The 20,195-nt window shown below is 58.7% G+C and carries 16 protein-coding genes and 1 pseudogene; 12 read left to right on the plus strand and 5 right to left on the minus strand.

The window, feature by feature from the left end; translation table 11 throughout:
* Nucleotides 1–6: 6 nt before the first annotated feature.
* From smc to A3220_RS00610, 4 genes are all read left to right on the plus strand, one after another.
* Nucleotides 7–3,507, plus strand: coding sequence for a chromosome segregation protein SMC (smc, locus tag A3220_RS00595; protein WP_044629987.1), 3,501 nt, complete (start codon nt 7–9; stop codon nt 3,505–3,507).
* 580 nt (nt 3,508–4,087) lie between these two features.
* Nucleotides 4,088–5,869, plus strand: a complete 1,782-nt coding sequence (locus A3220_RS00600; protein WP_062372372.1) for a cell division protein ZipA C-terminal FtsZ-binding domain-containing protein — start codon at nt 4,088–4,090, stop codon at nt 5,867–5,869.
* A gap of 89 nt (nt 5,870–5,958) precedes the next feature.
* A complete protein-coding gene (ligA, locus tag A3220_RS00605; protein WP_044629985.1) occupies nt 5,959–7,995 on the plus strand; it encodes an NAD-dependent DNA ligase LigA in 2,037 nt (678 codons plus the stop codon).
* Nucleotides 7,992–8,264 (plus strand): YheU family protein, encoded by a 273-nt coding sequence (locus A3220_RS00610; protein ID WP_062372376.1) that lies wholly within the window; start codon nt 7,992–7,994, stop codon nt 8,262–8,264. The genes ligA and A3220_RS00610 overlap by 4 nt, the downstream gene beginning before the upstream one ends.
* Here the strand turns inward: A3220_RS00610 and mnmC are convergent.
* A complete protein-coding gene (gene mnmC / locus A3220_RS00615; protein ID WP_062372379.1) occupies nt 8,258–10,297 on the minus strand; it encodes a bifunctional tRNA (5-methylaminomethyl-2-thiouridine)(34)-methyltransferase MnmD/FAD-dependent 5-carboxymethylaminomethyl-2-thiouridine(34) oxidoreductase MnmC in 2,040 nt (679 codons plus the stop codon). The genes A3220_RS00610 and mnmC overlap by 7 nt on opposite strands.
* Before the next feature lie 157 nt (nt 10,298–10,454).
* The gene (locus A3220_RS00620; protein ID WP_054641335.1) at nt 10,455–10,754 is read right to left on the minus strand and encodes a YciI family protein; all 300 of its coding nucleotides are present in this window, start codon (nt 10,752–10,754) and stop codon (nt 10,455–10,457) included.
* Between the two features lie 131 nt (nt 10,755–10,885).
* Here A3220_RS00620 and A3220_RS00625 point away from each other — a divergent pair, with 131 nt between their 5' ends.
* The gene (locus tag A3220_RS00625) at nt 10,886–11,842 is read left to right on the plus strand and encodes a PHP domain-containing protein (protein WP_044630011.1); all 957 of its coding nucleotides are present in this window, start codon (nt 10,886–10,888) and stop codon (nt 11,840–11,842) included.
* A 54-nt stretch (nt 11,843–11,896) separates the two neighbouring features.
* Nucleotides 11,897–12,521, plus strand: a pseudogene (locus tag A3220_RS00630) (L-threonylcarbamoyladenylate synthase).
* 63 nt (nt 12,522–12,584) lie between these two features.
* Here the strand turns inward: A3220_RS00630 and A3220_RS00635 are convergent.
* Nucleotides 12,585–13,487 carry an ion transporter gene (locus A3220_RS00635; protein WP_062372382.1) on the minus strand — a complete coding sequence of 301 codons (903 nt, stop codon included), beginning with the start codon at nt 13,485–13,487 and terminating at the stop codon, nt 12,585–12,587.
* Between the two features lie 42 nt (nt 13,488–13,529).
* Nucleotides 13,530–14,429 carry a CYTH domain-containing protein gene (locus A3220_RS00640; protein ID WP_062372384.1) on the minus strand — a complete coding sequence of 300 codons (900 nt, stop codon included), beginning with the start codon at nt 14,427–14,429 and terminating at the stop codon, nt 13,530–13,532.
* 136 nt (nt 14,430–14,565) lie between these two features.
* Between A3220_RS00640 and A3220_RS00645 the strand changes: the two genes are divergently transcribed.
* From A3220_RS00645 to A3220_RS00665, 5 genes are all read left to right on the plus strand, one after another.
* Nucleotides 14,566–15,246, plus strand: coding sequence for a TIGR00153 family protein (locus A3220_RS00645; protein WP_062372387.1), 681 nt, complete (start codon nt 14,566–14,568; stop codon nt 15,244–15,246).
* 9 nt (nt 15,247–15,255) lie between these two features.
* Nucleotides 15,256–16,521, plus strand: coding sequence for an inorganic phosphate transporter (locus A3220_RS00650; RefSeq protein ID WP_044629977.1), 1,266 nt, complete (start codon nt 15,256–15,258; stop codon nt 16,519–16,521).
* Between the two features lie 179 nt (nt 16,522–16,700).
* A complete protein-coding gene (argA, locus tag A3220_RS00655; RefSeq protein ID WP_058578697.1) occupies nt 16,701–18,017 on the plus strand; it encodes an amino-acid N-acetyltransferase in 1,317 nt (438 codons plus the stop codon).
* Nucleotides 18,018–18,106: 89 nt separating this feature from the next.
* Nucleotides 18,107–18,304 (plus strand): hypothetical protein, encoded by a 198-nt coding sequence (locus A3220_RS00660; RefSeq protein WP_054641836.1) that lies wholly within the window; start codon nt 18,107–18,109, stop codon nt 18,302–18,304.
* The gene (locus tag A3220_RS00665) at nt 18,273–18,719 is read left to right on the plus strand and encodes a DUF2335 domain-containing protein (RefSeq protein WP_084812722.1); all 447 of its coding nucleotides are present in this window, start codon (nt 18,273–18,275) and stop codon (nt 18,717–18,719) included. The genes A3220_RS00660 and A3220_RS00665 overlap by 32 nt, the downstream gene beginning before the upstream one ends.
* Before the next feature lie 58 nt (nt 18,720–18,777).
* Here the strand turns inward: A3220_RS00665 and A3220_RS00670 are convergent, their stop codons facing one another.
* A complete protein-coding gene (locus tag A3220_RS00670) occupies nt 18,778–19,632 on the minus strand; it encodes an SDR family oxidoreductase (RefSeq protein ID WP_062372389.1) in 855 nt (284 codons plus the stop codon).
* A 372-nt stretch (nt 19,633–20,004) separates the two neighbouring features.
* Here A3220_RS00670 and A3220_RS18110 point away from each other — a divergent pair, with 372 nt between their 5' ends.
* On the plus strand, nt 20,005–20,127 hold the full coding sequence (locus A3220_RS18110; protein WP_266100169.1) for a hypothetical protein: 123 nt from the start codon (nt 20,005–20,007) through the stop codon (nt 20,125–20,127).
* Nucleotides 20,128–20,195: the final 68 nt, after the last annotated feature.

Consider the following 20,195-nt stretch of genomic DNA (forward strand, 5'->3'; position numbering starts at 1 on the left):
GTCGCAATGCGCTTAACCTCTATACGTCTCGTTGGGTTCAAGTCCTTTGTCGATCCGGTCACCGTGCCCTTCGATGGCAACATGACGGCCATCGTTGGGCCCAACGGCTGCGGTAAATCCAATATTATCGACGCCGTGCGCTGGGTGATGGGGGAGTCCTCCGCCAAAACCCTGCGCGGCGAATCCATGGCCGACGTTATCTTCAACGGCTCTACCGGACGTAAGCCGGTAGGGCAGGCCTCTATCGAGCTGAAGTTCGATAACCGCGATGGCGGCATGGGCGGTTTATACGCCCAGTACTCAGAAATTGCCGTCAAACGCCTGGTGACCCGGGATGGCCAGTCCAACTACTTCTTCAACGGCCAGAAGTGCCGCCGCCGGGATATCGCCGACCTGTTCATGGGGACCGGCCTAGGCCCGCGCTCCTACGCCATTATCGGCCAGGGGATGATCTCGCGGCTGATCGAAGCGCGCCCGGATGACCTTCGCGCCACCCTCGAAGAAGCCGCGGGGATTTCCAAGTACAAAGAGCGCCGTCGGGAAACCGAAAACCGCATGCGGCGCACCCAGGAGAACCTGGAGCGCCTGGACGATATTCGCGAAGAGCTGGATAAACAGCTCGAACGCCTCAAGCGCCAAGCGGAAGCCGCCAAGCGCTACCAAGAGCTCAAGCAGCAGGAGTACCGCTTAAAAGGCGAGCTGGCGCTGCTGCGCGGCCGCGCCCTGCGGGCCGAACAGTCCCACCAAGAGAGCCGTGTCCGCGAGCTGGAAATTGCCGTCGAAAAAGACGTGTTTGGCGTGCGTCAGTGCGAAACCCGCCTGGAGCAGGCCCGCGAACAGCACGACGAGCTGGCCGACGTGTTGGACCGCCACCAGCAGCAGTTTTATGAAACCACCACGCGCATTGCCCGCTTAGAGCAGGACCAGGCCCACCGCCGCAGCCGCGAAGCGCAGTTGGCCAATGACATTGCCACCGCCCGACGGGATCTCGACGAGCAGCGCCAGGTCAGCGAGGGCGACCAGGAGCGGCTCGCGGTGATCGATGAGCGCTTTGAGGAGCTGCTGCCCGAGCATGAAGCGCTGGAAGAGCAGCTCGAATTGCTCGAGCAGACCCTGGCCGACGCAACGCCAGCGCTGGAAGCCGCTGAACAGCAGTGGGCCGACGCCGAAAACCGCTGGCGCGAGGCCAGCCGCGATGCCGACCGTAGCCAAGACCAACTGCGCGACTTAGAGCAACGTATTGCCCGCCTGCAGGCAGAAGGGCAGCGCCGCCGCCAGCAGCGCGGCGAGCTGGCCGACATGACCGCGCTACAAAACGAGCACGCCGAATACCAAGCCCGCCTGGAAGAAGCCGACCAACGTGCCGACGCCTTCCAAGTGGAGCGTGAGCAGTGGCAGCAGCGCTACAGCGATGCCAAAAGCGCCTACCAGCAAGCGGTAACCTGCCGCGACGAGCAGCGCGCTGCGCTGAGCCAGCAGCAGGGTGAACTTGCCTCGCTGCAGGCGCTGATGGATGCCGCTCTGGCCGATCACGACCCTCAGCTAAGCGAAACGCTGGCCGCTCATGGCCTCGCCGATGCACCCCGCTTGGGTGAAGCCATTTCGGTCAGCCAAGGCTGGGAGCGGGTTATTTCCTGGCTACTCGCCCCTTGGTTAAACGCCCGACTGGTAGCTGCCCATCAGCTAAACGCGCTGCCCGAAGCGCTGGCGACGGAGTGGTGCTTGATTGATCAAGCGCCGCCTTCCACAGCCACGGCGGGCCCAGGCCATCGCCTCAGCGATTTGGTGAAAGGCGCGGGCGCGCTGACGGAGTGGTTGGCGAGTATTCACTATGTTGATACTGCTGACGCGGCGGAAGCGTTGTTGCCTACGCTTGCTCCCGGTGAGAGTGTGGTTAGCCAAGACGGCGTATGGCGCGGTCGCGGTTGGCTGCATCAGCAATCCAATGGCGAAGGCGTCGATGCGCTACTGGTCACTCGTCGTCGCTTTGAGGAGCTGGCCGCAGAGCGTGAGCGGGCGGAAGAGGCGCTGGCGCTCTTGGATGAACAGTGCGAAGCCGCCAACGAGACGATTGAAACGTTAGAACTGACCCGTGAGCAGCAGGCGGAGCAGGAGCGTGACCACGCGGCCACCCGCCAACAGCTAGCAGTGCAAGAGCAGCGGCTTGCCCAACGCCTTGAGCATCTCTCCAGTCGCGCCACGGAGCTGGACGACGAACTGGCCCAGCTGCAAGAAGATGAGGCGGAGTTAACACTTACTTTAGAAGAGCAGCGCGCTCGTTGGCACACGGCCATGGAGCAACTGGAAACCGCCGCAGAAGCCCGCGAAACCAGCGCCGAACAGCGCCACCGCCAGCGTGAGCAGCGCGAGCAGCTCAACCAACAGCATGCCCCGCTCAAAGCGCGGCAGCAGGCGCTGGCCTTGGAACGTGAGCGCTTAAAAGCCGAGCGCGACAGCCTGCGTGCGCAGCAGTCCCGCTCAAGCGATACCGAAGAGCGCCTCTCACTGCGTATTGCCGAGCTGGAAGAGTCCCGTGAAATGCTGGTCGAGCCCGACGAGCTGGCCGCAGAGGAGCTCGAAGAGCTGCTCCACCAGCGCGAACAGCAGGAACGGCGGCTCAACGAAACGCGCCAACAGGCCCAGGCGCTAGCCGAGCAGCTGCGCAACGATGAGTTAGCCCGCCAGCAGCACGAGCGCAATCTTGAACAGAGTCGCGAACAGCTCCAGCAGCGCCGCATGGACGTGCAGGCGCTGGCGCTCAAAGCAGCGACCCAGGATGAGCAGTTAGCAGAACTAGGCCACGATGCCGATGCGCTCGCCAGCACGCTGCCCAGCGATGCCAGCGAACCTGCGTGGCAAGAGCGTTTGGAAAGTACCTCGGAAAAAATCCGCCGCCTGGGGGCGATCAACCTTGCGGCCATCGAGGAGTACGATCAGCAGGCCGAGCGGCGTAATTACCTAGAAGCCCAGCATGCCGAGCTCACCGAAGCACTGGAAACGCTGGAGCGGGCGATCAAGCGGATCGATCAAGAAACCCGCGTCCGTTTTCGGGAGACGTTCGATCAGGTCAATAACGGTCTGCAAACGCTCTTTCCCCGTGTGTTTGGCGGTGGGGCGGCGTGGCTGACGCTGACCGGTGATGACCTGTTGGAAACCGGCGTGGCCATCATGGCCCGCCCGCCGGGTAAGAAGAACAGCACGATTCATCTGCTATCCGGTGGGGAAAAAGCCCTAACTGCGCTGTCGCTGGTCTTTGCCATCTTCCAGCTTAACCCGGCCCCGTTCTGTATGCTGGATGAGGTCGACGCTCCGCTGGATGACGCCAACGTTGGCCGCTACGCCAAGCTGGTGAAAGAGATGTCCGAAAGTGTGCAGTTCATCTATATCACCCACAACAAGATTGCCATGGAAGCCGCCGAGCGCCTGATGGGGGTCACCATGCAAGAGCCCGGCGTTTCGCGTTTGGTTTCCGTGGGTATTGATGAGGCCGCTGAGTTGGTCGAATAGTGCGTGTGGCTCATGGCTGCGCCGTGTTGCGACTTCCCTAGAGTTTCCTTATTTGCCAAGGCGTGCCTGTCACCTGGGTGCGCCAGCGCAAGCGGATAGTAACGCCATGCCCACGAAATGCTTTGATAACAGCAAGTTGTTGAAAAAACGTGGTGTTGGCGGTGGGGTCGTCGCGGCCGTATAGGCTTAAGTCCCGCTTATCGCTTGCGAATCATTACCTGTTAAAGCGCAATGCGTTCATAAGAAACTAGCGATAGTGAAAAACATTCACTAGCATAACGTTTAAATAGGGTGAACTGAGTGGGTAGCGGCCTCACACGGCACTCCGCGTTTGGCCACCCGTATCAGAGATGGAATGACGCGGAAAGGGCACTTTTGATGGTTGATAAGGTCGAAAAAATCGCCTAAAAAGCTCCCTTAGCGGCTCAAACGTGTGAAAATCAGCAAAAATTGGCTCTTTTCGTAGCAACCGCGCTATGCTTGGTGCTAAATATCGATTTATAAGAAGGTTCCCATATTCTGGCGCAGTGCCGCTCACTGTGCCCTAGTAACCGGTTAGATGACCCATGGAATGCTCGACATGGAATTAAGAGAGTGGTTAATCATTCTAGGACTGGCACTGGTTTCGCTAATCGTTGTCGACGGTGTGCGTAGGCTCCAGCGTCAGCGTCGTGTACCCCGGCTAGATCAAGCGGTAAAGGATTTACCCACCGCCAAGCTAGAAGAGTTCGACGACGAGGCGAGAGAGGCCGAGATCAATTGGGAACTGCCTAACGGCGGTGCCCGGGTCGTTAAAGCTGCTGACTACAGCGGGCTGGGTCAAAAACCCAAGCTAGAGCGCCAAGAGCATCCAGGGCCTTCTAGGGTGCTGTATGATTTCCGTCGCTCGTTTACCAAATCCTCAGGAAAGCCAAAACCCGCAGCAGCGAAACCTAACAAGGCGGAGCCGGCTGTCCAGGCAGCTACTGTTAATGTGTCAGCAACAGCTGATGCGTCTGCTGAAACCAGAAACGAAATGCGCGAACCGCCACGTCGTGAGCCAAGTGTCTTTACAGCTCGTGAAGAGGCCCCGAAAGCAGAGGCCCCCCAGCCAGCGACCCCGGAGCCGTCCATGAGTGCCATGGAAGACGAAGCACCCCAGTCTCAGCAAACAGGTACAGCACCTGCGTCGTTCTCTGCCACTGATGAAGCACCTAGCGAACAGCCGAACACCGCTGAGCTAAATGCCTCTCATACACCAGAGCCCCATGCTGAGCTGGAAAGCAACCGAGCTCCTGAAGAGCCAGCGGCCGCTGAGCCAGATATTACTCCTGAGCCCGAGCCGGTGCTTCGCGCCGAGCCTGAAGATGCGGTATTTGCCAAGCACGCTTCCGACGCACCCAAGCGCCGCCAGTTGCGCGCCGACATGGCAGGCGATCACGAGCTAGATGACGATGAAATCGACGAGTATCGTTTAGTCGATTTTGAAGGCATTGGCCGTTCCTTTAAGCGGCGTATTATTGAGCGCCGTAAAGAGAAAGCCATCAAAAAAGCCGAGAAAGCCAAGCGAGCTGAAGCAGCCGCCAAGCAAAAAGTTGAGCGTAAAGCGCTGGAAGCCGAGCAGCGCCGTGAAGCGAAGCAGGCCGCTGAAGCGGAAAAAGCGCGTATCGCTCAAGAAAAAGCTCAAGCTCGCGAAGCCGCTGCTGCTAATGAAGCTGCCGCCCAACGCGACGCCGTGCAGCAGGCGCATGCCGAGCCTGAATTAGAGCGCTACGCAAACAGCGCTAGCCGCTATGAAGATCACTACCAGAGCGTTGATGAAGAGTACGATGACGCTTATGCAGCCCAAGACAATGTTGTGCGCGCGCACCCTACGTTGGAAAAAGCTCTGCGTCATGACGTGAACGGCGAGCACGCCAAAGAGACGCTTGCCAATGCTAACGAGTTGGTAGTCATTAGCGTGCTGTCGCGTGATCCCGAAGGTTTTGATGGCGACAAGTTGCTTGAACTAATGATGGCCTGTGGGTTGCGCTATTGCCGCGCGATGGGCGTCTTCAATCGCTTTGAAACGGAAAGCCACAATAGCGAGCTGCAGTTCTCGATGGTGAACGTGCTCAAACCCGGCACTTTCCCCATCGAAGAGATGGATGAGTTTGTAACGCCTGGGATCACTTTCTTAATGCCCCTGCCCGGCGCGGTGGATAGCTCGGCTGCTTTTGAAGCAATGGTCGAAACGGCCATGGTGGTGGTACGCCACATGGGCGGCGAGCTGAAAGATGAAAACCGCAGCGTGATGACGGCGCAAACCATCGAGTTTGCCCGGCAGCGTGTTCATGAATTTGAGCGTCGCCACCGCCTGCACCGCCATATGCAGGCTCGCTAAACGCCGCGTTGTGCGAACACCCGCCTTCCTCAAGAAGGCGGGTGTTTTTGTTACTAATTACCTGTTTTATTTGTCTTCGGAACCTCTGAATGAGTCAGCCTGACCCCACCCTGCTGGAAGAGATCAGCCAACTACGCGCTGATCTGGATGACGCCAACTACCGCTACTACGTGCTAGACGAGCCAACGTTAACCGACGCTGACTACGACCGTAAGTTGCAGCGCTTAAAGCAGTTAGAGGGCGAGCACCCCGAGTTGATTTCCCCCGACTCGCCCACTCAGCGAGTCGGCGCCGCTCCGGCAGAGGGCTTTCCCGAGGTTGCCCATGCCATTCCGATGCTCTCGCTGGATAATGCCTTTAGTCGTGACGATATTGTGGCCTTTGCCGAACGCGTGGCGGAACGCTTGGAGTGTCAGTCGGAAGAGATTGAGTTTAGCTGCGAGCCGAAGCTGGATGGCGCGGCGGTATCGCTGGTGTATGAGCAGGGCGTGTTGGTCAGCGGTGCGACCCGTGGGGATGGTCGCACGGGGGAAGGCATTACCTCTAACCTGCGTACCTTGCGCTCGGTGCCGCTTAAGCTCATGGGCAAAAACGTGCCTGAGTTGGTCGAAGTGCGCGGCGAAGTGATTATGCGCCACTCCGGCTTTGAAGCGCTCAACGAGCGTGCCAGAGAGGAGGGCAGCAAAGTATTTGCCAACCCGCGCAACGCTGCGGCTGGCAGCCTGCGTCAGCTCGACCCGCGCATTACGGCGACCCGCCCGTTGGAGTTCCACGCCTACCAAGCAGCACGCTTGGAGCCAGACTTGGGCGATGCCACCCACAGTGCGCTGATGGCACGGCTGTCCACCCTGGGCTTTCGCACTAGTGCAGAGTTAACCACGATGTACGGCCCCGACGCGGTAGCCGACTACTGCGAGCAGCTAGGCGCTAAACGCGACCAGCTCGGCTACGACATTGATGGCGTGGTGATTAAGGTCAACGACCTGCGCCACCAGCGAGAGCTGGGTTTTGTTGCCCGTGCCCCGCGTTGGGCGGTGGCGTTTAAATTCCCTGCCCAAGAAGAAGTCACGACCCTCAACGATGTGGAGTTTCAGGTAGGTCGCACCGGGGCGATTACGCCGGTGGCGCGCCTTGCGCCGGTCACCGTTGCGGGAGTGACGGTCTCTAACGCCACGCTGCATAACGCCGATGAAATTACTCGCTTGGGCGTGATGATTGGCGATACGGTAGCCATTCGCCGCGCAGGGGATGTGATTCCACAAGTGGTGCGAGTGGATGAAGAGAAGCGCCCGGCGGATGCCCGTGTGATTACCTTCCCCGACCACTGCCCAGTGTGCGGCTCGGATATCGAGCGCCTGGAAGGCGAGGCGGTGGCACGCTGCTCTGGTGGGCTTTACTGCGCTGCCCAGCGTAAAGAGGCGCTGAAACACTTTGCCAGCCGAAAAGCGCTGGATATCGACGGCCTGGGCGAGAAGCTGATTGAACAGTTGGTGGATCAGGAGTGGGTGAAGACGCCTGCCGATCTCTTCCATCTCAGCGTAGAGCAGCTAAAGAGCCTGCCGCGTATGGGCGAAAAATCCGCCACCAACTTGGTTAACGCCCTGGAAAAGGCCAAGCAGACCACGCTGGCGCGGTTTATCTACGCGCTGGGCATTCGTGAGGTGGGCGAAGCCACGGCTGCTAACGTCGCCAACCATTTCGGCACGCTGCAAGCGCTACAAGATGCCGATCAAGCGGCGCTGGAAGCGGTGAATGACGTAGGCCCCATTGTCGCCAAGCATATCCACACGTTTTTTCGCCAGCCCCACAACCTGGAAACACTTCAAGCGCTGATCGAGGCGGGCATTACTTGGCAAGAGTCAGAAGTCACCCAAGGCCCCACGCCGCTAGAGGGCCAAACCTGGGTGCTGACCGGTGCCATGGAGAGCATGACCCGTGACGAAGGCAAGGCGCGGCTTCAGGCGCTGGGGGCCAAGGTGGCGGGCAGCGTCTCTAAAAAAACGACTTGCCTAGTGGCGGGCGAAGCTGCAGGCAGTAAGCTCACCAAAGCCGAGCAGTTGGGGGTTGAAGTGATCGACGAAGCCACCTTTATTGAGCGTTTAGCCGCTTGGGAGCAAAGCGAATGAGCCGATTTATCGAAGTGCCCGCGCGGATGCTGCCGCCAGAAACCTTAACCGCGCTGCTGGAAGCGTTTGTTACTCGACAAGGCTACGACACCACCGATACCGGCGAAGGCATGAGCGGCTGGGTGGCCGAGCTCAGACAGCAGTTAGATCGTCACGAGCTGATCATTGCCCACGACCTAGAGCTGGAAATGACCGAAGTGATGACCCTCGCCCAGTGGCGCTCCTTTGGGCGAGAGTTAGCAGATGATGAAGAAGAGGGCGATTACTGAGCCCGCACCAGCGCGCTAATGATGCGCCGCCCTGGGTGAAGGTGGTCAGCCAATGGCTGCTCGATGGGCAGCGGTTCATCGCAAATGCGCGATGCGATAACCTCCGCGCACAGCGGCGCGCTGGCAAGCCCCCGTGAGCCATGGGCGGTGGAGATCCACAGCCCTGGATGGTGCTCGCCATTAACAGGCGGCACTTTCGAGGCATCTTTACGCAGCACTGCGTAATCCCGCTGCCACGCGGCTGTGTGGGGCACCGGCCCGGCGTAAGGGGTTTTATCGGGGCTGGCGGCTCGCACTGCAGCCCGGCCTTCCAGCGCTTCTGGGCTTAACGTAACGCCAGCTGCCTCTAGCGCGGCGACCCACTCTGGCAGCGCTTGGCGTAGCTCATCAATATTGCGCTGGTGCTCTTCCTCGACCACTTGCGTTGTGGCGTTATTGGGCACAAAGCTGGCGCCAAAGGTCAGTACGTTATCCATCGGTGGTGATACATAGCCTCCCGCACATACCACTTTAGTGGGCACCTTCGTACCTGCTGGCAGCGTTAGCTCGCTGACCTGGCCGCGCACCTGCTGCAACGGCAGCTCGGCGGTTTGAGCAAACTGGTTAGCCAGGGATGCTGTAGCCACGACCACATGATCAGCCTGCAGCGTTTCGCCGCTGGCCAGCGTGACCTGCCACTGCGCCGTTTGGGAGGCTTGCTGGGCTTGCTGTAGCTCGCTGACGTCGCCCTGCCGTAGGGTGATATTGGCGTGCTGCAACAACTGTTCGCAGAGCTTTTTGGGCTGAACCCAGCCCGCCTGGGGATAAAAAAGCCCGTGGGCCGCAGAGACCGGCACGCCCGCCAGCTCGCTTAGTGCGTCACTCTGTGCAGACATGACCGATTCCGGCAGCGGATGATTGGCCATAAAGCGCTGCTGGCGGTTAGCCTCTTTATCGCTGAGCGCGAGCTGTAACACGCCACAAGGCTGCCAGAGCGGCGGCTCCTGTGGGTGAGCTGAGGCCAGTTGGCCAAACCAGCGCTGGCTATACAGCAGCCCCGCTAAATAGAAGCGGCTTTGATGATTGGTTTCCACCGCCAGCTTCACATAGAGCGCCCCTTGACGATTGCCGGAGCCGCCCGCGCCAGGGGCGTCACGCTCAACCACCGTGACTTGCTTGCCGCGCTTAGCCAGCGCTGCCGCTACGCTGCTGCCCGCCATGCCCGCGCCAATTACAATCACGTGCTTTGCATCGCGGTGGGGAGGGAGCGTGAACCAGGGCGCCGCGTTGCGCCGCGTATCTGTGGGCGGTGCTTCTATACCGCCCGCTAGCATCTCCCGCTTACGGCCAAACCCCGGCACTTTTTTCCAGTGAAACCCCGCCGCTTTCAGCCCGCGCTTGACGATGCCTGCGCAGGTGAACGTGGCAAAGGTGGCACCGGGGCGCGAACGGGCCGCCATGGCTTCAAAAAGCTCAGGCTGCCACATCTCGGGGTTTTTAGAGGGCGCAAAGCCATCTAAAAACCAAGCATCCACTTGGCCCTCCAGCAGGTTCAGCCGCTCGGTGGTGTCGCCAAAGTGCAGGTCGAGGGTGACGCGCTCGCTTAGGTGCAAACGGTGGATGCCGCTTACCGCCTCTGGCCATAGTTCGCACAGCACTTGTGAATAACCGGCCAGCGACGGCCAGGCGCTTAGGGCGCGGGTAAGCGCTTCACGGCCCAGGGGAAATTTTTCTGTGGATAACAGATGCAGCCGTGCGCCTTTTGGGGCGTGCTGCTCAAAGCAGGCCCAGGCGCACAGTATATTTAGCCCGGTGCCAAAGCCTGTCTCGCCAATCACAAAGGCCCGTGCTTCCTGCCAAGCCGCAAACCGCTCGGGAAGTCGGTTGGCCCCTAAAAAAACGTGCTCGGTTTCTGCACGCCCATCCTCACGGGAAAAATAGACGTCGTCGAAGGCGTCTGAATGGGGAGAAGTGTCGTTCCACGTCAGCTGTGGGGCGGTTAACGCCTCAAGTGGAGGTAGAGCACTAGGGGGTTGAGCAGGGCGTTGAGTCACGCGGGCATCCGTGGTGGCGATAATTGGTTAAAAAATGATCAATTTGTTAATCGGGGCGCTATCTCTGGCTTATAGAAAAGCGTCCGCCGAGTTTTCACAGAGTTTTCCACAGGCTCTGTGAAAAAGCGGGCGGACCCTCCACACTCGCCCCTATTGGTCAAGGCAAAACTTTTTTGAACGGCTTAACAATTACCTTGGCATAGACCCCTGCGATGATGTATGGATCGGCATCTGCCCAGGCTTGGGCGTCCTCTAAACTATCGAATTCCGCCACCACTAAGCTGCCGCTAAAGCCCGCATTGCCGGGGTTGTCGGAATCAATGGCGGGGTGCGGGCCGGCCAGAATAAGCCGCCCCTCATCGCGCAGTGCTTCAAGCCGCGCTAAGTGGTCGGGGCGGGCTGCTAAGCGGCGCTCTAAGCTGTTGGCAACATCTTCACTGATAATGGCGTAAAGCATGGGGATAACTCCTTGAAGGCAGGGGTAACGTATCGGCCATAGCATTGACCGCACTCCGGTTAGCGCGCACCATGGCGAGCTTGTTCGTGTTCAACACGCCTATTCTAAACTCGCCACACGGCGTCATGCTAATGCCACTACTTCCTAACGCTCTTGCCTCCGTACTGCCTACCGCATTCGATGCCGACCAGCGCTACTCGGTTGACCTGCATATGCACTCAACCGCTTCTGATGGGGCGCTTTCCCCGACGGATCTGGTAACCCTATGCGCTGGGCGTGGGCTTACTCACATGGCGCTCACCGACCATGACACGATGGAAGGGGTGGAAGAAGCGAGCCGCGCCGCCCAGCAGGCAGGGCTTTGCCTGGTGCCGGGGTGTGAGTTATCCACCCGCTGGCAGGGGATTAATATTCACGTGGTAGCGCTAATGCCCGGCGGGCTGCAGGGGCCGATGATAGAGGGGCTTGAGCAGCAGCGGGAAGCGCGTATCAAGCGCGCTGAAGTGATCGCCGAGCGTTTAGAAAAAATGGGCTTACCCAACGCGCTGGAAAAAGCCCGCGCCCAGGCAGGCGGCGACCGCCCCCTAGGGCGACCTGACTTTGCCCGGGCGCTGGTGGCGGAAGGTGTGGTAGCCGATTGGGCCGGAGCCTTTAAGCGCTACCTGGGCAGTGGTAAAAAAGGCGATGTTAAAGCCCATTGGCCGGAAATTAGCGAAGCAGTGGGTTGGGTAGTGGCGTCTGGCGGAGTGGCCGTGCTGGCCCATCCGCTGCGCTACGGGCTTACCCGGCGCAAGCGCGGCCTGTTGATGGATACCTTTATGGAAGCCGGTGGTCAAGGCGTAGAGCTTGTTAGCGGCCAGCAAAACCCAGACGCCACCCGTGATTTGGCGCGCCAGCTGGTAGAGCGGGAGCTATACGCCTCGCTGGGCAGTGATTTCCACTTTCCTGGCAGCCATGCCGCGCCTGGTAGCATGAGTCCGGTGCCCCGTACCGCCGCGCCGCCTATTTGGCAGCACCCCCGTTTAGCCCACCTGCGCGATGCCCCGAGCGGTATGCTGGGTGCTAAACCGCTGAATCAGCTAAGCTAAAAGTGATATCGCTAAAAATCTTAGCTAATAGATGCCTACAGGCAGGAGTAAGCGATGAGCCAATATTTTCAGATTCATCCGGAAAACCCGCAAAAGCGGCTGATTGACCAAGCCACCGAGATTATTCGTAAGGGTGGAGTAGTCGCTTACCCAACGGACTCAGGCTACGCGCTGGGCTGCCATTTGGGCGAAAAAAAAGGCCATTGAGAAGATCAAATGGCTGCGCTCGCTGGATGACAAGCATAACTTTACCCTGGTGTGTTCCGACCTTTCCGAAATTGGCACCTACGCCAAAGTGGATAACGCCGTGTTCAGGCTGCTGAAGGCTCACACGCCCGGCCCCTACACCTACATTCTGGATGCCACTACCGAAGTGCCGCGCTTGCTGCTGCACCCTAAGCGCCGCTCAATTGGTGTGCGGGTGCCCGATCACCGCATCACCCACGCGCTGCTAGAGGCGCTGGGTGAGCCGCTAATGAGCGTGACGCTGATTCCGGTTGGCGAGGCGCTGCCGATGAGCGACCCCGAGGAGATTCGCGAGCGCTTTGGTGCCCATCTGGATTTGATTATTGATGGCGGTGCCTGCCACCTTGACCCAACGAGCGTGATTGATCTTCGTGAACTGCCGCCCAAAGTCGTGCGGGAAGGGCGTGGCGATATAACGCCGTTTCAAGAGTAGCGGTCACTGAGCACTATTAAAACGGGGGGCGCTTAGCGTCTCCGTTTTCGTATCGGCGAGGTGCTATTTATCCTCGCTTGGCGTCTCATCGTCGCTGCTCTCTTTGTGCGCTTTTTTGCGCGGGTCCTCGCTGTTCTCATCCAGCCAAGTGCCGCAGCGCAGGCAGTAGCGGGCACGCTTTTCGTGGCGGTCGTGGCCGCAGCCAGGGCAGGCTTCTTCTGAGTAGCGGTCTTCACGAATCGAGCGGATCACTTGGGCAGAAAACACCCCGGTGGGCACGGCAATAATCGAGTAGCCAATCAGCATCAGAATCACTGTGATGGCTTTGCCCAGCGAAGTGGCGGGCACAATATCCCCATACCCGACGGTGGTGATGCTCACGATGGCCCAATATATCGACATCGGTATGCTGGTAAAGCCCGACTCAGGGGACTCAATGGTGTACATCAGCGCGGCAAACAGTGTGACCACCATGAGAATGCTACTGAAAAATAGCAAAATCTGGCGCAGGCTACGTTTAAGCGCATCCAGCAGTAGCCTGCCTTCCCCCACAAACTCCATCAGTCGCAAAATGCGGAAGATGCGCAACACCCGCAAAATCCGCACCATCACCAGCGCGTGCGCGCCAGGCATCAGCAGCACTAGCCAAGTGGGGATAATTGCAATCACATCCACCACGCCGTAAAAGCTTTTTAAATACACCGTGGGGCGTTCAAGGCAGTAGAGCCGTACCAGCAGTTCCAGGCTAAACAGCAGTGTAAAGGCCCATTCGATGTAGAAGAAAATATGCCCGTAACGCTCGGCATAGATCTCAACGCTATCGAGCAAAATCACCGCCACGCTGAGCAGAATGGCGACGATTAGCGCAATATCAAACGCCTTCGCCCCCGGCGTATCGGATTCAAAAATAATATGGAACAGCCGGGCGCGGAGTCCTTCGGCGCCGGGAGTAAGGGGAAAGCTCATCGCGTCATCCTGAGGTGGGCTTAATGAGTGGTTGAAACGTGTTTAGCGTAGCGCGGTTTCATAAGCGAAGCGACGAGCCAAATTTAACGCAGCCGCGCCGTAGGCGGTGGTGGGCATGCCTGCGCTATCTAATGCCTTAGGCAGCATCTCAGCATCTGCCCGTGCGGCGCTATCCAGCTGCGGGTGCTGGGCAAGCGTTGCCAATGCCTGCTGCGCGGCGATTAAGTGCGTCGCGTCACCGCTATCGTGATAGGCGTCGAGTGCGACTGTCGCGCGGTGTAGCCACTCGGCCGGGTGCTGGGCATCAGGCAGCGGCCACTGCTGGCGGCCCAGCGCATTGCCCCGCGATGCCTTACTGCTGTCGGAGGGACGCAGTGGTACTTGGCTGGCCAGCTCGGCCGCCAGCGACCATAGCGCCTCAGGGTCGCCTGCTTTTAACTCTAGCTCCACTTCGCAAATCGGCGCGCGAGCCTTGCCACAAACGATCTCGCCCTCATCCAGCACCAGCTCAATCTTGCTGCCTTGCCAGGCAAGCTGCCAACTGCGGCGGGTGAAGTCTGTGCTTAGCGTCGAGCGCAGTGCCGCAATTTTGTCTGCTAACGCGTTTTGAAAGGGCGGCAGGGCGGCCAGGGCGGATTGATCTAAGCTGGGGTCAGGAACTTGCCACTCCCACTCCTGTCGGCAGGAGAGCCCGCCACCCCCTTGGCCGGCGGTTTTTACCGTCTGCAATACTTGGCTATCCAGCTGGCGCAGGCGCACCGCTATTCGTGCGGCGGCTAAATCTCCCGCCGGGGTATCGAAGTAGGTGTTGGCCAGCTGCTGCTGAACGGGGGGAGTGCTGGCGAGCACCGGATGGTGTAACAGCGCGTCGATCTGGGTGGGTGGCAGTGCCAGTTTTAGCTCTACCTCGGTCGGTGCTGGCATGCTGGTTGAGTTTTTCATGACAATCGCCACCTCACTATTATGACATTTTGGTTAATTTTTGATGACATTATGAACTTTTCATGACGGCGGCGGACGCACTCTTTATACTGGCGCCCGCCATTTCCAGGCTCCCCGAAAACAGGCTAAAGGCTATATGGTAACCTCCAACCCTTTTTCCGCGATGTTTGGCCGCTCGCCATTCCAGCCGCTGCTGGCCCACATCGTCAAGGCCAATGAATGCGCCGACCTCCTCCTGCCGTTCTTCGAGGCAACACTTGTCGGTGATTGGGACACGGCGGCTGAGCTGCGCGAGAACGTCACGCGCTTAGAGCACGACGCCGACACCCTGAAAACAGAACTGCGGCTGAACCTGCCTAACACCATGTTCCTGCCGGTATCGCGTTCTGACCTGCTCGATTTGATCAGTGTTCAGGACAAGATTGCCAACAAAGTGCGCGACATTACCGGCATTATGCTGGGGCGTAAAATGCGCGTACCCAATGAGCTGGCCGAACCGATGCGCGACTACATGCGCACCAGTGTGGCCTGTGTGGCCCAAGCCCGCCAAGCGCTTGAAGAGCTGAAAGACCTGCTGGAATCCGGTTTTGGTCGCAATGTTTCCGATGTCATGCAAAACATGATCCGCGAACTGCACACCCTTGAGCACCAGGCCGATAGCCAGCAGGTGGCGATTCGTCGTCAGCTGTTTGAGCTTGAGAGCCAGCTACCGCCGGTGGATGTGATCTTCCTCTACAAGATCATTGAATGGGTGGGCGAAGTCTCTGATCGCGCTGAACGCGTAGGTAGCCGCCTGCAGATTTTGACCGCACGCTAAGGGATACTCATGCAGATTATTGCCCAGCACGGTGACATTTTTATCATTCTGGCCTGTGTATTTGGCTTCTTTATGGCGTGGGGCGTCGGCGCAAACGACGTCGCTAACGCCATGGGAACCTCGGTGGGGTCGAAAGCGATTACCATCAAACAGGCGATCCTTATTGCCGTTGTCTTTGAGTTTTTAGGCGCATGGCTGGCCGGTGGCGAAGTCACCAACACCATTCGTAAAGGCATCATCGATCCTGAATTGTTGCAGGAAGACCCACAGCTGCTGGTGTACGGCATGTTAGCGGCGCTGCTGGCAGCGGGAACCTGGCTGCTGGTGGCCTCCATGAAAGGCTGGCCCGTTTCCACCACGCACTCCATTGTGGGCGCGATTGTGGGCTTCGCGGTGGCAGGCCTGGGGGCTTCTACCGTGGATTGGGGGGCGGTTACCAAGATTGCCGCAAGCTGGGTCGTTTCCCCGCTGCTGGCCGGTACCATCGGCTTTGTGCTGTTCAAATCGGTCCACCACCTGATTTTTGAAAACGATAACCCGTTTACCGCCGCCAAGCGCTACGTGCCGGGCTATGTATTTTTGGTGGGCTTTATTGTTGCCATGGTCACGCTGACCAAAGGGCTCTCCCACGTGGGGCTCGACCTGACCTTTAACCAAAGCCTGCTGCTCTCCATCCTGCTCGGCTTGGTCATTATGGGCATTGGCATGCTGATGCAGCGCCGCATCAAATTCGAAAAGACCGCTAACGACCATTTTGGTTACGCCAACGTGGAGCGAGTGTTCGGCGTACTAATGATCTTCACTGCCTGTGCCATGGCCTTTGCCCACGGCTCTAATGATGTTGCCAATGCGGTTGGCCCGCTGGCAGCGGTGATCAGCGTGGTGCAAACCGGCGGTGAAATTGAGGGCTCGGCCCTTGTGCCCTGGTGGGTACTGGTACTAGGTGGCGGCGGTATCGTCGTTGGCTTGGTTACCTATGGCCATAAAGTCATCGCGACGGTCGGTACCGGCATTACTGAGCTGACGCCTAGCCGTGGTTTTGCGGCCACCCTGGCGGCGGCTACCACCGTAGTGCTGGCATCGGGTACTGGTCTGCCCATCTCGACCACTCACACCCTAGTGGGCGCGGTGCTGGGCGTAGGCTTGGCCCGTGGTATGGCGGCGCTTAACCTGCGTGTGATTGGTACCATTGCTATGTCGTGGCTGATTACGCTGCCTGCTGGTGCTGGTTTGGCGATTCTGTTCTTCTTTATGTTTAAAGGCATGTTTGGTTAACAGACGGAGCTAACTCCGCACCGAATGCCACAGCTCGGCTGAACCGCCAAGCCTACAGCGGCACCTTCTTAGCACACGATCTTTGAATAAGATCTTTGCAATAGAAGGTGCCGCTGTTTTTTGTGCTCTGTTAAAGTAAACAGCGTTACCTTCATTCACCTGCTGCCGGAGAGCGGCCCTTGGACACTCGTTTCCCCTTTGTAGATTGGTTTCGTAACGCCTCCCCATACATTAATGCGCACCGGGGGCGAACCTTTGTCATCTTGATTGAGGGCGAAGCCATGGCGTCGGGCCGAGGGGAGCAGCTCATCCAGGATTTAGCGCTGCTGCACACCTTAGGTGTGCGCTTGGTAGTGGTGTTCGGCATTCGCCCTCAGGTACATGAGGCACTGACTGCCGCTGGCGTAGAACCCACCCGGGTGGATGGCCGCTGGGTGGCCGATCGCGCGGTGATGGCCCACGTTGAGCAGGTAGCGGCGCACCAGCGGCTCTGGCTGGAAGCCCGGCTTTCCCTTGGCCTGCCGAGCACGCCGCTACACGGCGTAGAACTCAGCGTGATTTCCGGCAACCTAGTCACCGCCAAGCCGCTTGGCGTGCGCGAAGGAGTGGATTTTGACCATAGCGGCGAAGTGCGCCGGGTGCGGGCCAGCGCCATTGAGGGGCTGCTGGAAAAAGGCTCGCTAGTGCTACTGCCGCCGCTGGGATTCTCCAGCACGGGGGAAGTGTTCGATTTAGACGCCTCGGAAGTGGCTCAGCACGCCGCCGTGGCGCTCAAGGCAGACAAGCTGATTCTGCTGGGCGAGTCCGAAGGCCTGGAAGACGAGCAGGGCGCGCTCTTGCGCCAGCTTTCCCCTTTTGAGGCAGAGCCGCGCCTGCAGCAAGCCGCGCCGGGTAGCGAATTGGCGCGACACTTGAGTGCTGCCTGCACCGCCGCCCGTGAGGGTGTAGCACGTACTCACTTGCTCTCGTGGCGCAATCACGACGCGCTGCTGGGCGAGCTGTTCACCCGTGACGGCGTGGGCACCATGATTACCCAGCACCGCTACGAACAGCTGCGCCCCGCCACGCTGAACGATGTGGCAGGCCTGCTAGAGCTGCTAGAGCCGCTAGAGCGGCGCGGTATGCTGGTAGCACGCTCCCGAGAGCGGTTAGAGCACGAAATTGATGATTACATGGTGATTGAGCGGGACGGCATGGTAATTGGCTGCGCGGCGCTGCACGTATTCCCCGAGACCACCGTGGGCGAGCTGGCCTGTGTGGCCGTGCATGGCAACTACCGGGGCGGCGAGCGCGGCGAGCGCCTTGTCGAAGCCCTGGAGCGACGCGCCCGCCAGCGGGGGCTTTCCGATATGTTCGTGCTCACCACCCATACCGCCCACTGGTTCGTGGAGCGCGGCTTCCGCGCCGCCAGCCTGGAAGACCTGCCCCCCCTCAAACGCGAGGCCTACAACCACGCCCGTAAATCCAAGGTGCTGGTGAAAAATCTGGCGGGTTAGTGGGGAAAATCGGCACCATGCGCGCTATCGACTACCTAACGAGAGTCACTTTGCGCTATGGTAAAAGAAACTAACCGAGGGATGCCGCAATGAACCTCAAACATATCGCACACATTGCCAGTGTCACTACGATCTTTCCGCAAAAGCGGCAGGCAATCCAACCTGTCGAGTTTGTCGTGCACGAGAGCGATGCAGAGGCATTGAGCAGTGATTTTCTGAAGGTTGGAAAAGATATGCAAAAGGCGATGGAGCAATATGACCGACTCCCCAAGCTCTCACACTCGTGATTCATCGCAGCAATCACCAACCTCTTCTAACAATCAGAGCATTATTGCTCAACAATTGACCTACTCAGGTCCCTTGCCGCCCTCTGCAGAAATGGAAAAATACGAGCGCATCAGCCCCGGCGCGGCAGATCGTATTTTAGCCATGGCCGAGAAGGAGCAAGCGCATCGCCACGCGCAAGAAGAGAAAGAAAACGCCGTCAACTCTCGTATTGCTGAGTCCAATATACGCTCGCAGGATGCCAGTATCAGCGAGATCAAGCGCGGGCAGTGGATGGCCTACAGCCTTGGCCTTATCTTTCTGGGTATTACAGTGATGCTCGGGCTGAACGGGCATGAAGTTGCTGCGTCAACATTAGGACTTGGCGGGGTTGCGGCGGTGGCGACTGTATTTATAAAGGTGCGTAACAAGCAGTAGGGTAGGCTGTAATAGTCGTGTTCTACGGGTGAGGCGGCATCGCCGCCTCAGAGGGTTGCTAGGTATTCAGAATCACGCCACCGTTCAGGTGCAGCGTTTGGCCGCTCATGTAGGATGACTCTTCACAGGCCAGGTACACATAGGCCGGGCCGATTTCACTGGGCTGTCCGGCGCGTTTCATCGGCACCTGACTGCCGAACTCCGCGACTTTCTCTTCATCGAAGCTGGCCGGAATCAGCGGTGTCCAGATGAGGCCGGGAGCCACGGCGTTGACACGGATGCCTCGGTCCATCAGCGACATCGCCAGCGAGCGTATCAGCCCCTGAATGGCGCCCTTGGTGGCAGTGTAGTCAATCAGCGTGTCGTTGCCCTTGAACGCATTGATGGAGGAGGTGGCAATGATCGTATCGCCCTCACTCAAATGGGGCAGCGCCGCTTTGGTCAGGTAAAAGTGGCTGAAGATATTGGTCTGGAACGTGCGCTGCAGCTGCTCGTCGGGGATCTCGGTAATATCGTCCCAGTCGTACTGCTCAGCGGCGTTATTGATCACGATGTTGATCTTGCCGAAGTGATCCAGGGTGCGCTTAACAATCTCGCGGCAAAATGCCGGGGCGGCCACATCGCCTTTCAACACCAGGCAGCGGCGTCCTTCTGCTTCCACTAGCCGCTTGGTTTCCTCGGCGTCTTTGGTCTCTTTGAGATGCACGATCACGCTATCCGCCCCTTCACGGGCGTAGTGCACGGCCACGGCACGGCCAATGCCGCTGTCGCCGCCGGTAATAATGGCTACTTTATCGAGCAGTTTTTCAGCGCCGCGATAGCTATTGCGGATGTATTCAGGTGCTGGGCGCATGGCGTGTTCATCGCCGGGCTGTTTGTTCTGGTGCTGCGGGGGCTGCTGTTGGTCGCTCATGTGCGGTCACTCCTTTGTGTGCACGAATCGCTTCGATTAGCTGGCAGGGCTGCCCGTCTCCTCAGGCGGCTAGCTGCCGAATGTCGAGCTTTCAACGTAGACCAAAGGCGAAGGATAGAGCAAATAGTGCGGGCGCATCAGTAACCTGGAATAGCGAGAATTAATAAAGGCTATTTAAACAGACGATCAATAGGAGATTGCTCCTGCTTATTTTTTTTAAGTGACTGTTATAAATGGTTTTTGATTAAGCGTAAGTAAGTGGTGATGGTATTAGGCGGATAGCGCACCATGGCAAGAACCCCGGCAGCAGCTATAGTGAGTGAGGCTTTATCCCAGTAATATCTCGACCACCGCCAAGGAGTAGGAGGTACTATGTCCCCTGATAAAGACGACCAGAAGAAAGATCAGCGTGACGACCACCACGATGACGCAAACCCAATGCCTGACACGCACCACGTCAATCCTGATGCCGAGAAAAAGTCAGAGAAAAAGTAAGTAAGAGAGATTAAAAAGGCGCTGTTGTTAGCCTGGATTTCTCACAGGGTATAAAAGAAAGCGGCTGA

Source organism: Halomonas sp. KX33721, assembly GCF_001596805.1.
Classification (GTDB): domain Bacteria; phylum Pseudomonadota; class Gammaproteobacteria; order Pseudomonadales; family Halomonadaceae; genus Vreelandella; species Vreelandella aquamarina.